The organism is Holzapfeliella saturejae (assembly GCF_037546065.1).
Taxonomy (GTDB): domain Bacteria; phylum Bacillota; class Bacilli; order Lactobacillales; family Lactobacillaceae; genus Holzapfeliella; species Holzapfeliella saturejae.
Window position 1 is genome coordinate 1 of sequence record NZ_JAWMWG010000006.1, and the last position, 13,515, is coordinate 13,515.

15 protein-coding genes are annotated in these 13,515 nt (G+C 37.0%); all 15 read left to right on the plus strand.

Features of this window, described 5'->3' with window-relative positions:
• Positions 1-538, plus strand: a 538-nt coding sequence (locus tag R4Y45_RS07200; protein ID WP_339970539.1) for a terminase TerL endonuclease subunit, incomplete at its 5' end; no start/stop codon positions are given.
• A gap of 14 nt (positions 539-552) precedes the next feature.
• Positions 553-1,764 (plus strand): phage portal protein, encoded by a 1,212-nt coding sequence (locus R4Y45_RS07205; protein WP_339970541.1) that lies wholly within the window; start codon positions 553-555, stop codon positions 1,762-1,764.
• Positions 1,742-2,326, plus strand: a complete 585-nt coding sequence (locus R4Y45_RS07210) for an HK97 family phage prohead protease (protein WP_339970544.1) — start codon at positions 1,742-1,744, stop codon at positions 2,324-2,326. The genes R4Y45_RS07205 and R4Y45_RS07210 overlap by 23 nt, the downstream gene beginning before the upstream one ends.
• Complete coding sequence (locus R4Y45_RS07215) at positions 2,319-3,581, plus strand: phage major capsid protein (RefSeq protein WP_339970546.1); 1,263 nt, start codon at positions 2,319-2,321, stop codon at positions 3,579-3,581. Before R4Y45_RS07210 ends, R4Y45_RS07215 begins: the two co-directional genes overlap by 8 nt.
• 13 nt (positions 3,582-3,594) lie before the next feature.
• Positions 3,595-3,858, plus strand: a complete 264-nt coding sequence (locus R4Y45_RS07220; protein WP_339970548.1) for a phage head-tail connector protein — start codon at positions 3,595-3,597, stop codon at positions 3,856-3,858.
• Positions 3,845-4,156, plus strand: coding sequence for a phage head closure protein (locus R4Y45_RS07225; RefSeq protein WP_339970550.1), 312 nt, complete (start codon positions 3,845-3,847; stop codon positions 4,154-4,156). Before R4Y45_RS07220 ends, R4Y45_RS07225 begins: the two co-directional genes overlap by 14 nt.
• Positions 4,156-4,497, plus strand: coding sequence for an HK97 gp10 family phage protein (locus tag R4Y45_RS07230; protein WP_339970552.1), 342 nt, complete (start codon positions 4,156-4,158; stop codon positions 4,495-4,497). The genes R4Y45_RS07225 and R4Y45_RS07230 overlap by 1 nt, the downstream gene beginning before the upstream one ends.
• Complete coding sequence (locus tag R4Y45_RS07235) at positions 4,487-4,813, plus strand: hypothetical protein (RefSeq protein WP_339970554.1); 327 nt, start codon at positions 4,487-4,489, stop codon at positions 4,811-4,813. Before R4Y45_RS07230 ends, R4Y45_RS07235 begins: the two co-directional genes overlap by 11 nt.
• Positions 4,814-4,825: 12 nt before the next feature.
• Positions 4,826-5,395 carry a major tail protein gene (locus tag R4Y45_RS07240; protein WP_339970556.1) on the plus strand — a complete coding sequence of 190 codons (570 nt, stop codon included), beginning with the start codon at positions 4,826-4,828 and terminating at the stop codon, positions 5,393-5,395.
• Positions 5,395-5,790: a hypothetical protein gene (locus R4Y45_RS07245; protein WP_339970558.1), complete on the plus strand. Its 396-nt coding sequence runs from the start codon at positions 5,395-5,397 to the stop codon at positions 5,788-5,790. Before R4Y45_RS07240 ends, R4Y45_RS07245 begins: the two co-directional genes overlap by 1 nt.
• A gap of 35 nt (positions 5,791-5,825) precedes the next feature.
• Entirely contained in the window at positions 5,826-5,963 is a 138-nt protein-coding gene (locus R4Y45_RS07250; protein WP_339970560.1) for a hypothetical protein, read from the plus strand.
• A 12-nt stretch (positions 5,964-5,975) separates the two neighbouring features.
• Positions 5,976-9,269 carry a phage tail tape measure protein gene (locus tag R4Y45_RS07255; protein ID WP_339970562.1) on the plus strand — a complete coding sequence of 1,098 codons (3,294 nt, stop codon included), beginning with the start codon at positions 5,976-5,978 and terminating at the stop codon, positions 9,267-9,269.
• Position 9,270: 1 nt separating this feature from the next.
• A complete protein-coding gene (locus R4Y45_RS07260; RefSeq protein WP_339970564.1) occupies positions 9,271-9,987 on the plus strand; it encodes a hypothetical protein in 717 nt (238 codons plus the stop codon).
• A 1-nt stretch (position 9,988) separates the two neighbouring features.
• The gene (locus R4Y45_RS07265; RefSeq protein ID WP_339970566.1) at positions 9,989-11,605 is read left to right on the plus strand and encodes a phage tail spike protein; all 1,617 of its coding nucleotides are present in this window, start codon (positions 9,989-9,991) and stop codon (positions 11,603-11,605) included.
• 17 nt (positions 11,606-11,622) lie between these two features.
• Positions 11,623-13,500, plus strand: a complete 1,878-nt coding sequence (locus tag R4Y45_RS07270) for a BppU family phage baseplate upper protein (RefSeq protein WP_339970568.1) — start codon at positions 11,623-11,625, stop codon at positions 13,498-13,500.
• The last annotated feature ends 15 nt before the right edge of the window (positions 13,501-13,515 follow it).

Below are 13,515 nucleotides of genomic sequence, written 5' to 3' on the forward strand. Positions count from 1 at the left end.
TGATATCGTAATTACTCATGCTTTCTTCCCACGAGCCAATGCCCATAAAAAGGCAGATGAAGATGGTATTCCTCTTTTTGGTTGGGAAGATGACGGATTTTTAACCATGTCTAATACACCGACGGTTTTATATGACGACATTGTACAGTGGTTTATCGACATGCGTGATAAAGGTTTCAAAATCAAGCGTGTTGGATTTGATAAAAAGTTTGGTCGTGAGTTCTTTATTAAGATGAAGCAACACTACTTCAAGATGGTTGACCAGCCACAGCTTTACTACGTTAAGAGTGAAGGGTTTAGAAGAATTGAGATGAAAGTTAAGAACAAGCAGTTCTACTACTTACACTCAGAAGCCTATGAGTACAACGTGGCTAACGTGAAAGCAATTGAAAAAGTAGACGATGCAATTCAATATGAAAAAATTGATGGAGATGGTGGTCATCATCGTATCGATTTATTCGATGCTTCAGTCTTCGGAGCTGTTCAAATGTTAAAAGATATTAAATTAAGAGTTGATACAAGTGATTTCTTCGGTTAAAGGAGGTGAAAATAATGTGGAATCCTTTTAAAAAGGCTGAAAAAAGAAGTTCAGTCAATCAGGTTTATAGAACAGTTTCTATGACTGACTTTCAAACACTACTAAGTGACAACACACACGCTACGCTTGCGGATAACCCTCAAGTTCGAGCTGCAGTAGATGTGGTGGCTGACCTAGTAAGTAATATGTCAATCCATCTGATGCAGTCAACGGACAAAGGTGCTTTAAGGGTTAACAATGGACTTTCTAAGTTGATCGATATTAGTCCAGCAAAAAACATGACACGTAAGAGTTGGATTACAAAGATTGTACGTGACCTTTTCTTATATGGCGATGGCAATTCCATTGCTCGAATAGTGGTGCAACCCGGTTCTGATTACCTAACAGAGCTACAACCACTCGATATGTCACGGGTAATTTATAAATACAGCGAAGATACAAATGAACTAGTGATTAACTACAAAAACGAAGATTTAAGTAGTGATCAATTAGTTCATTTTTTAATTAATCCTGACCCATCAGTACCGCAGATAGGCACTTCTGTTCGTGATGTGTTGCAACCTATCATTACTAATTTAGCTCAAGCGGCACAGACCAAATCTACATTCATGCGTGGCAAATATATGCCGAACTTAATTGTAAAAGTTGATGCTGAAGACCAGTCGTTAAAAAGTAAAGAAGCAAGACAAAAAGTGGTCGATAGTTACACTATTTCCGCTAACGGGTTAGCTCCGTGGGTAATTCCAGCAGGAATGGGGGTTGAACAAGTTAAACCACTTTCTTTAAAAGATATTGCTTTGAATGAGTCGGTTGAACTAGATAATCGCACCATTGCCGCTGCTTTTGGCATACCACCTTTTTTACTTAGCGTAGGGAACTTCGATAAACAACAATTCAATAACTTTGTTAACACAAAGATTGCATCAATCGGGCAGATGATAGCCCAAACGCTGACTAAAGATATCTTATACAGTCCGGATTTATACTTCCAATTCAATCCAAGAAGCCTTTACTCCTACGACATTTCAGAACTGATTAACTCAGGTAAAGAGATGGTTGATAGAACCGCCATGTCACGTAACGAGCTACGTGGCTGGGTAGGTCTTGAGCCTCGTGAAGATATGGAAGAACTAATCACACTTGAAAACTACATTCCAAGCTCTGCACTGGGTGACCAATCTAAATTGAAAGGTGGTGATACAAATGACAATCAAGAAAAGAACTAGCTTAGTTGATAATGCAAAATTCAGAACTGCCGAAACTGATAATGGTGAGAAAGTCATTGAAGGTTACTTTGTGGTCTTTGATGAATTAACTAATCTTTTTGGTGACTTCTATGAAAAAGTTTCGCCAGATGCAATTTCAGACAATATCAACAATCAAGATGTTAGAGCTTTGTATGATCATGACACTTCAAAAGTGCTTGGTCGTACTAAGTCAGGAACGCTTACTTTAACTAAAGATTCAAAAGGGCTTTGGGGCAAAATCGTTGTAAACGAAGATGACTCCGAAGCTCTTTCTATTTACTCAAAAATCAAACGTGGCGATGTGTCACAAGCCAGTTTTGGTTTCTACATCAACGATGAAGATTACACGTCAAATGGTAATAGCACCATTTCAACGCTGACTGACATTGAGCTTTTTGAAGTTAGTGTGGTTGCTTTCCCAGCTTATCCATCAACTGAGATTAGTGCTCGTAGCAAAGACGTTGAAAGCTTTAAACAACGTCAATTTGAAGCACGTAAAAATAAACTTTTAAATCAATTAAAGGAGAAATCACATGCCTAGTCCAATTATTTTAAATCAACGACTAAATTTAAAAAATAAAGCTCTTGAAGAAAAACGTAGTGCTTTAAAAGAGCTTAAAAAATCTGAAAAAGAAATTGAAACAAGAGCTGCAGCAGTTAAAACTGATGAAGAGTTAGATGCTATTTCTAAAGAATCAGATGAACTTGAAGCAGTTAAAACATCACTTAGAAGTGAAGTTACAGAGTTGGAAAGTGCTGTTGCAAATTTAGAGGAAGAAGTACGTAATGCTTCTGGATCTACTACCCAAGAAAGAAAAGAGGAAGATACTATGTCAACAACAGAAAATTTTAAAGAAGTCCGTTCAGGTAATGAAAAAGAAAAACAACTACGTGGTTTAATGAAATTCATTCACTCTCGTGGTGAAGACAAATCAGGTATCAAAACTGATAGCGAAAATTTTGGTGCTTTAATCCCTAAAGATATCCAATATAGCTTAAACCCTGCTGTTGAAACATCTTACGACTTGTCCCAATATGTAAATGTTGAAAACGTACCAATGTCAGGTGGTCAATATTTTGTACAAAAGAACGCTACTGATAGACTTTATGAAAAAGAAGAGCTTGACACTCATCCAGAACTTGACACTCAAGCTTACAAAACAATTAAGTGGAATGTGACTACACGTTCTGGTTCTATCATGTACTCTTTTGAAGCAATGCAAGACGTTTACCAACTAGAAAACTTTTTACAAAAACATGTTAGTCAACGTGTAGTAAACACTAAAAACGCTATGATTGGTCAAGCAATTAAAAAATCTGAAGTTAAAGAAGTAGAAGACCTCGATGCAATCAAAGATGTCATTGATGACTTAGATCCAGCATATCCAGAAGTAAAAATTTACTTAACTAAAAGTGCGTTTAACTTTCTAAATAAATTAAAAGACAAAAACGGTAATTACTTGTTAGAAAAAGACCCTCAAGCTCCATCCGGTAAAGCTGTAGACGGTGTTCCAATCGTTAAGATTAGTGATAATTTATTGGGCAAAGGTGCAGGATTTGTTGGTAGTCTACGTAGTTATACCACTCTTTTTGATAGAGCTGAAGTATCACTTGGTTGGGACACACCACAGCGTTTTGCAAAAAATATTGGTGTTGCCATTCGTTCAGACATTAAAGTGACTGATGAAGATGCAGGTAAAATGATTCAAATTAAATCAATCCCTAATACAGGTTATACAGCAGATTACACAGTTGTTGACTCTAAAAAGGACCAAGATTCTACAACTAAAAAGTAAGGAGTTGATCTAATTGAACCAACTACAACTTTTAAAAGCTAACTTAGGTATCACGACTGATAAACGTGATGCCTACTTGCAATTTGTTTTAGATTCCACTCAGGAAGAACTAACTAAGGGTAAAGGTATTAAATTTAATACTTCCGAGGCTGATTCCTTCTTGATTGATTACACAGCATGGCAGTTTAGAAATCGTGGCGAAGGTGTTATGCCACGTTTCTTAGAGTACCGTATGCGTAACTTAATGATTAAGACTTATGGTGATGAAAATGCTTGATTGGGCTGATGACTTAATTTTAGTTAAGCAGACACATAAAACTGATGACTACGGTAACCGTAAGGCTGCTGAAACGTTGTCGACAATCCAAGCTAATAAAAAAGACATGATGCGTAATGAATTTTATCAAGCAGCACAGGCAGGCATCAGACCTGCTTTTCTTTTTATCATTCATCCTTTTGAGTATGACGATGAAACAATCGTTATATATGAAGGAAAACGCTATACAGTGGTTCGCCAGTTTCAACGTTCAGACGATGAACTAGAACTGTATGTAGAAAGAAAGGTGGTTAACTAATGAATTTAGAAGAACAAATTAGTCAGATTTTAAACGGTTTTTCAAATGAAGTTAAAACTACTATTTCTACTGCTACTGAGGAATCGGCGGATAAAGCTGTTGATTATCTTAAAAACAATTCACCTAAGCATACAGGTAAGTATGCTAAGAGTTGGACTAAAACAAAACGTGGTAAGGCAATCATCGTTAATAATAAGAAATTCTACACACTTACCCATTTACTAGAATATGGTCACCAAAAACGGAGTGGCGGCAGAACAAAAGCTTTGCCACACATTGCTAAAGCAGAAAAGTTAGCTAACGATAATTTTGAAAGAGAGATTAGAAATATTGGAACTTAAAACACTAATCAACACTTTAAAACAGACTGGCCTACCAGTCGCTTACGGTAGTTTAGGTGGTACTGATGACGACACAGAGGTTCCTCAACCACCTTATTTAGTGGTTTTAGAAGATACACGCAGTGATTTTATCGCTGATAACGTTAATTATTCTAAATCCCATAACTACCACATTGAATTTTACTTTGATGAAAAGAATCCAGAACTTGAAGAACAGATTGAAGCGGTGCTGACAAATAACAGTATCGCTTTTTCTGTGTCTGAAGATATGTGGATTCCTGAAGAAAGATTTTTTGAAAAAATTTACTCAATTTAAAGGAGACTAACTATGACACAAAACAAAGTAAGTTTTGGTCTAAGTAACGTACAAATTGCGTTACTTAGCGATGACGGAACTAAATTAAACTATGAAACACCTTTTGCGTTACCTGGTGCTGTTGAGCTTTCGCTTGATCCAGAAGGAGATTCAACTCCTTTTTATGCTGATAACTTGTTATTCCACAATATGACAACAAATAACGGATACAGTGGGAAATTAACAATTGCCAATGTTACCGATGAATTTAGATTAAGGGTTTTAGGCGAGAAAGTGGATGCAGATGGTAACCAAGTTGAATTTTCAGATGCACAAAGTAAGCCTTTTGGAATGACTTTCCAAATTGAAGGTGATGCTAACGCCACTCGACATGTTCTATTCAACGTAACTGCTAAACGTCCATCTTTATCTTCGAAGACTACAGAAGATAAAGCGGAAGTTCAAAGTAACGAACTAACTTTTACAGCCGCTCCTGACCCTTACACGAAAATTCCAAAAATGAAGAACTCAAACCCAGAATCTGAAACTTATAAAAACTGGTTTAACCAAATGCCTAAATACCAAGTAGGAGGTAAAAACTAATGCAAAAAATTATTAACACAACTAGTGGTGACATTCGACTTAGATCGAGTGCTGCTACAGTAATTTTTTACAAAAGTGAATTTGGAAAGGACTTCTTTTCTGATGCAATTGCAACAGCAAAGATGTTTGAATCTTTAAGCTTTAAAGAAGGTGAAGAGCCTGATTTTTCTGAATTATCTATGGAAGAGATTGAACGAATCGATTTAAGTCTTATCTATCAAATGTTGTGGTGCTTTGCTCGTGGAGCTGACAAAAACATCGAACCACTAGCAGATTGGCTTGATAACTATGATGACTTGCCACTTGAAGAAGTTACACCTGCGATTTCAGAACTTATGGAAGCTACTTTTAAAACAACAAAAAAGTCGAAGCTGAAAACCAATCAAAAGAATTAATTGATACAGACTCATTTCTTTTTATCACAAAAGAAATGGGTTTTTCTTTGTCCGAAATTTCAGAAATGCAGATAGGACAAGTCTTAGATTACATGGCTGAGTACGTTAAGCAAAAAGACGACTCAGGCAAAACAAAAAGAAAAGCTACTCAAGCTGATATTGATGCTTTTTAGAAAGGAGGATATATGGCAGGAAATATTAAGGGAATTACGATTGAACTTAATGGAGATACAACTAAGTTAGATCAGTCTTTAAGTAAGACCGAAAAAAACGTTAAATCTGTTAATGGTGAGCTTAGAAACGTAAATAATCTTTTGCGATTCAATCCTGGAAATACTGAACTGTTGGGACAAAAGCAACAGTTACTTTCACAACAAATTAGTAATACTTCTTCTAAACTCTCTACTTTAAAAGATGCACAATCTCAAGTAGAAAAGCAGTTTAAATCTGGTGATTTGGGCGAAGATAAGTACCGTGCTTTTCAACGTGAAGTAATTGCAACTGAAAGTAAGTTAAATACTTACAAAGGGCAACTACAAGCTTCACAAAATGAAGAGAAAAACTTAAAGGAAGAGACTAATCGTCTTACTGCACTCTTCCAGTCAACAGGTAAAAAAGTTGATGATTTTTCAGACCTGTTAGGCCCTAAGATGACTGCGAAAATTAGAGAAGGTAAAGCTAGTTCGACCGAAATTAAAGACTCTATCAACAAAATTGGACGTGCTGTAACAGACTCTGAAAAAGACTTTACAGGATTTAATAAAGCTTTATCTAGTATCAACGATGGTGGTTCAATTAAGCAAATAAAAAAAGAATTAGATGGTCTGGGCGACAGTTCTAACTCTGCTTTACAAAAAATTAAAAGCTCAGCCTTTGCACAAAAGATGAAGGTTGTGGCTGATGGCTTAAAACAAGCTGGCGATATGGCTAAACAAATGGCAGGCAAAGCTACTTCTGCCGGTGATGAGTTTAGAAATGCATCAAACAGTATGATCAAACAAACCGGTAAAACCGGTGATGCTGCTAAAGACATGCAAAAGGCTTTTGATAACATCTACGGTTCAACGGTGATTGCTGATAGTGGTGTGCTTGCTGACACAATTTCAAACGTTACTAAGCGTTTTAACTTGCAAGGCAAAGAATTAGAAAACGTTACTAAAAGCATCATCAGTTACTCAAAAGCAACAGGGCAAGATAGTGCATCTGCCACTAATAACCTGGCCGATGTAATGAATAAATTTAATATCAAGGCTAGCGAAAGTGGTAAAGTCCTAGATGCTTTAGTTGCCGGATATCAACAAGGAACATTCCAAACTGGGGAACTAGAAAGTGCAGTCTCTAGTGCTGCTCCTTTCTTCCATGAATTGGGGTTATCAGTTGAAAGTAGTATCAGCATGATTGCCAAATGGAGTGCAGCAGGTGTTGAGAGTAATGAAGTTTTAGCTGGTTTTAGAAAAGCTAGACAAAACTTAACTAAAGACGGTGGCGATTTCAACGCAGGGTTACAAAAGACTTACGATGCAATCAAGAACTCAACCTCAGTAACTGAAGCTGCTTCTACTGCTTCTGAAGTCTTTGGAAATAAAGCTGGACCAGGTCTAGCTACCGCAATTAAACAAGGAAGATTATCACTCGATGATCTAAAAGGCGGCGCTACTGATACTTCTAATACCTTAAAAAACACAATGGGGGCTTTAGACGGTACTTCACAAGCACAAATGGCTGTTCAAAGTCAAAACTTAAAACGTGCGTTGTCTGAATTAGGTCAAGCAATTTCTAGTGCTGTTTTACCTTTTATCAAGGCTTTAACACCTTTTGTGAAAGATATGGCAGAAAAGTTTAGAAATTTACCAGAAGGTATTCAAAGTGCAATAGTCGCTGTTGGTTCTATAGGTGCAGCACTAGCTATACTGGCACCAATAATTACCAGTATTATAACCACTATTAAAAGTTTAAGTATCGCCTATAAAGCAATAAAAGAATTTGACATTATTAGCAAACTATCAGCACTAATCCCTGTAATAGCCAGTGTAGGCTGGCCCATTTTAGCTGTTGTTGCTGCAATTGCTGCAGTTATAGCCATAATCATGAACTGGGGAACAATTGTAGAGTGGTTTAAAGGAATTTTCGCTGGATTAGGTGTGTGGATTGGACAAGTTGTTGGAAACATCAAAAATTTCTTTAGTGGACTAGGGAAATGGTTTGAAAATCTATGGAATGGAATGACAACTGGTGTAAGTAACTTCATCAAGTCTATACAAAGCTTTTTTGATGGTTTAAAAACATGGTTTCAACAAATTTTCACTGAAATAGGAAAATTATTCATTGCATACTTACAGATGTGTATAAGCATTTGGACTAATATTTGGAATGCAATAGTATCGATAATTCAAGCTGTTTGGAACGTTATTCAAACAATCATAACTTATGCAATCGCCATAGTAGCCACAATTATAATGACTACCTTAAATGTGATTTTAGGGATATGGAGTGCAATCTGGGGATTATTGGGCCCTATTGTTCAAACAGTCTGGAATGGGATTACTACCACTGTTTCAGCAGCTATAAATGTTGTTTCTACCATTATTAGTAATGTTATGAACTTTATCTCAACAACGTGGCAAACAATTTGGAATGCAATTGTTGCTTTCGTGCAACCGATTTTAGAAACAATTTCAGCAGTAATTTCAACAACAATAAATGCGATATCCACCACATGGCAAACTGTATGGAATGGTATATCAACTGTTTTTAACACCGTTTTGAACGGGATTGTATCGTTTGCAACTACTTTCATGGCAACCATCCAATCTATCATCTCGACAACTATCAATGTTATATCAACCACATGGCAGACAGTTTGGAATGGCATTAGCAGTTTCTTTACGACAGTTTGGAACACAATTTCAAGCACCGTTTCAAGCGTTATAAACGGTGTATCTTCAACAATTTCTAGCGTGTGGAATGGGATTAAAAGTACTACCGAAAGTGTTTGGAATGGCATTAAATCGGCCATTCAAGGACCAATTGAAACAGCAAGAGATATTGTTAAAAGTGTGATTGATGCCATAAAAGGATTCTTTAGTTTTAAAATCAGTTGGCCTCATATTCCACTTCCTCACTTCGGTATCAATCCTTCAGGCTGGCAGATTGGGGATTTGCTAAAAGGCTCAATCCCTAGCCTTGCTATTGATTGGCATGCTAAGGGTGGTATCTTGAATAAACCTACACTTTTTACAGATGATGCCGGTGGACTTCATGGAGCTGGTGAAGCAGGACCAGAAGCTGTTATTCCTTTGAATAATGATACCTTCAATAAATTAGGAAATGCTATCGCCGAGAATACAGATGCTGGTAACGTCAACCTTAACCTAACTGTTTACGGTGACTTAGACAGTCGCACAGCTAAAAAGTGGGCCCAAGTAATGGCAAACGAGCTTGAAAATCTTAACCGCAGACGTAGTTTAGGAGGTGCATAGTATGAAAGACGGAGCTTTTTATTTTAACGGAGTTTACTCGCTGGATTATGAGTTAGTGATACAAAGTAGACCAGACCGTAGTTTTCCAATCAGGCGAACTAATACTTATACAGTTAGCGGTAGGAATGGCACGGTATATCAGAGTAAGGATACTTACGATAACTCAACCTTGTCACTTAGTTTAGTGTTCTTGAGTGAGCCTGAAAGCTATAGGTTAGAGCAGGTATCAGAGTGGTTTAACACCGCTGATTATGTTGAGTTCATACCTTACTTCGATGACAAGCATAGCTACAGAGCTAAAGTAGTGGATAAAGTGACAGTTCAAAATAAGCGTTCATTTGGTAAGGCTTACACACTAGATTTAACTTTATCAGTGTATCCGATGAAATTCGTTATAGATGCACTTGATCCAGTTACTTTAACTGGTGAGCAAACGATTTTTAACACTTCGAGTTTAAGGTCAGAACCAACAATAACTCTGTATGGGGATGGTAGCCTGTCGTTGACTGTCAACAATGTGTCGTATCAGTATGTAAATGTAAACGGTAAAATTACCATCAACACCGAAGAACGTACGGTCTATGACGAAAACGGACAGCCCGCACCAAGTAAAGCACTTGGACTTGATTTTCCTTTCTTCAATGAAGGGCAAAACCATATTAGCACTTCTGCTGACCACTACGAAGTGGTTAAGAAGTTCGTAAGATTGGCGGTGTAGTATGAATTTAGCGATTTATAAGAATGACGAAGCAGAGTTTAACACTCAGGGTTTAGGGATTTTAAAAGATGTTTTATCTGCTAGGACAGTTGAAGAAGTCCAAGAGAACGGAAACGTTAAGCTGGAGTTAGAGCTTGAATATCCTAGTCACACACCACTATCCCAGTATCTTAAAGAAACTAACTTTATTAAGTGCGGTTCTGATATCTTTGAAATATTTGATGTTGAAGAAGTTAACTCAGTTATAAACGTGACTGCCCAGGCTTACGACTATCGTTACATGAAGTTTCCTTTTAATAACGGTGGCAAAATCACAGCCACCGGGACACCACAACAAATACTAACCACTGCAATGACTTTGGTTGATGGTCTAGGTAATTTCAGCATTTACTCAGATGTAGACACCGTTATCAGCATAGATGGTGAGTATGATAATCTAGGAAAACTGATTGAAGATATACTCAGTCAAACCAAAATGGAGTTACAACACGGCTTCAATAAAATGTCGCTTCTTAAAAACCGTGGTCATGATTCAGATTTGATTTTACGTGATGATAAAAATGTTGAAGAAATCAGGATTAAACATAATTTTGATGAAGTTATCAACAAAGTGATTCCACTTTATAAGCAAGAAAAAGATGATAAATCAAGTGGCGATGACTACAAAGCTGGACCACCTCTGATACCTAACGAACCTTTTAAGATTTTTAAGTATTGGAGAGGTAAAACTGTTAAGTTTGATAACTTTTCAGATTCCTACGGTTACTTTGAACGTGAAGAACTTGATAAGCCTAAAGTGACTGTTGAAGTACAGCCACGATTGACACAAGAAGAAATTAACAAACTGTCTGTGTTTGATCGTGTGACTTTATATAGTACAGAGTATGACTTTACTAAAAAGTTAAGGCTGATTAAGTTAGAAAAAGATGTGTTAGACGACAGCGTTTTAAATGCCACTTTTGGAGACGTGGTCAAAGATTTTATCAGTAGTCAGTCCAAGAAAAATCAAGACTTACAAGAACAAGTAAAAGAAACTGATGAAAAGTTGGACCAGCAAAAAGAAGAGTCTGACAAAGCTTTGAAAGACCAACAGAAAAAGGTGGATGACTATCAAGCTAAAATTCAAAAAGATGTTGATAGAGCACAGTCACAAATCAGTAATTATCTGACCCAACGTAATTCAGACACCATCACACTAATTGGTTCTGATGGCTTACCAGTGCCTGGACTACCGCCTATAAAAGCGATTCAGTCGACAAATGGAATGCTAATTAATTCTCTTGGATTCAGTTGGAGTGGCAACGTTTTGGGCGATAATACCGGGCGTTTTCGTGCTACTGAAATTTATGGAAACTTGCTTGAAGGGACAACGATTAAAGGTGGAATCATACGAGGTGGTCAAATCACAGGTGATGTGTATGTGTCGTCTAGTGGTGGTCAGTACTTTGCAGTGTTATCAACCGACTACGGTTTATCAGTTTCTAACAGCATGGGGTCAGTAGCCATCACGTCAACAAGTATCACAATCAACGGACACGTTTTAAGTGTAAGCGGTTCAGACGGCCACCTCTACTTAGATGGCGGAAAAATACCTTTTATGGGTGACATACAAAAATAAAATAAAGGAGTGATTATATGGCTTTAAATTTAATGCCTTTAGATAGCAACAAAACTGTGATTTATAACACTAAATCGCAGACTGTTCGTCAGGGCGAAAAAGGAATTGTTTTACCAGTGGTTTTAACATCAAAAAACATTGGTGTTAAAGACCTAGCTAATATCAACTTAAACTTTGAAGCAACTAAGCCTGATGGCAAAATCGTGCTTGATGAAAATCAAGACCACTTTACTAAGTCAGATGGTTACTTTGAGTACACTTTGCCAGCCGAAGTCTATCAGGCTACCGGTGAAGTAAAAGGACACTTCATCTTGAAGTACAACGATAATGTAATCGATACCACTTCTGACTTTTCCATTAAAGTTTTATCAAGGACTGGACAAGACGAAAAATCATCTGACTATATTTCTGCTGCGGAAACTATAGTAGAAGAAAGTAGACAGAAACTACAACAAATTATAGATGTGGTAACTACTGCCACTGATCAAGTCGACTTAACTAAAAGTAACTTAACTAGCGATATGGCTAAGTTTTTATCAGACACAAAAACATCAGTAAACAGCAATATTAAAACTCTAACTGACAATTTAAATACCTTAAAAAACACCTTCAACTCAAATATCACGAGTGCGGAAGGTGTTTTTAATTCTAAGAAATCAGAAATCGATGATTGGTTTACTAAGTCACAACGTGACTATACATCACAAAAGCAGTCTATTGACTCAGAGTGGTCAGCTAAAAAAGCAGAAAAAGACAGTGACTGGTTAAAATTAAAAGCTAGTTATGACAATAAAATAACTGGTTTAACTAACCAGTATCAAGCCTCCGTTGATCAGCAGAAAAAACAACTGTCTGACGACTTAGCCACTTTTAAATCACAGCTAAAATCACAGTTAGATAGTACACAATCTACTATCAACCAGCTTAAAAATTCAGACGTTCCAGCAATCAGCAAAAAGCTTGATGAGATTCGTGCTGATATTGAAAGAATTGATTTAGACAGCGTTAAACGTAAAGCTGATGACGCTTATGCAATGGCACAAAGTGCTAGTGATTCAGTTTCAGGAAAGGCTGATAAAGGCGAATTAAACGCTTTAAGTGGCAAAGTTGATGGCAAAGCTAGTCAAAACGATTTAAATAACTTAAGTGGTAGAGTAACGACTGCTGAAAGTGACATCAGAGGGTTAAAAAACTCCAAACCTGATTTGTCGGGCTACTATCAGAAAGCAGAAGTTGATAACAAGGATTTAGCTTTTAAAAACATGGCAGTCGCTGAAGCAAAGACTTACACAGACAGTAAATCTAGTCTTGAAATTTTGACCGAAGACCAAGCTCAAAAGATGAGCGACAGTAAAACAGCTAAGTTAGGAACTTTTTATGCTATGAACAGCGGTGGTATTCAAGGTCTTGCTTTAGGCGATGTTGATGGCTCTTTTAGCACAGTTATGGGTTACATGGTGGCTTTACCTGATGGAACAATGCTTTTTGAAAATGGCGAAAAAAAATACAGCACAAATATCGACCAAACGCTTAAACTATCAAATAATCTGACATACTTAAAAAATGGAGTTGAACTAAGTATGCAATTTTATTCATATGGTTACGGTTTTCAGACGAGTTCTTTCGGTTCTTCTACTCGACCAGGCGTTGAAATTACCAAAAATGAGTCAGAAAAAAGCGTGGTTATTAGAGTGCCCAAAAAAGAATGCTTTGAAGAAAATACTGTCACTTTGCAATATAGGTACCCTCGTGATGGCCAGTTTAAGTATTACAACACAACCATACCGCAAGATGTGAATATTACTTTCGATACCGCTAATCGCATTTTAATCAGTGGTAACGGGGCTGGAACATCTTCCAATTACATGCAAATTTTAAAAATCACAACTTACTAAAATTAAGGAGACTAA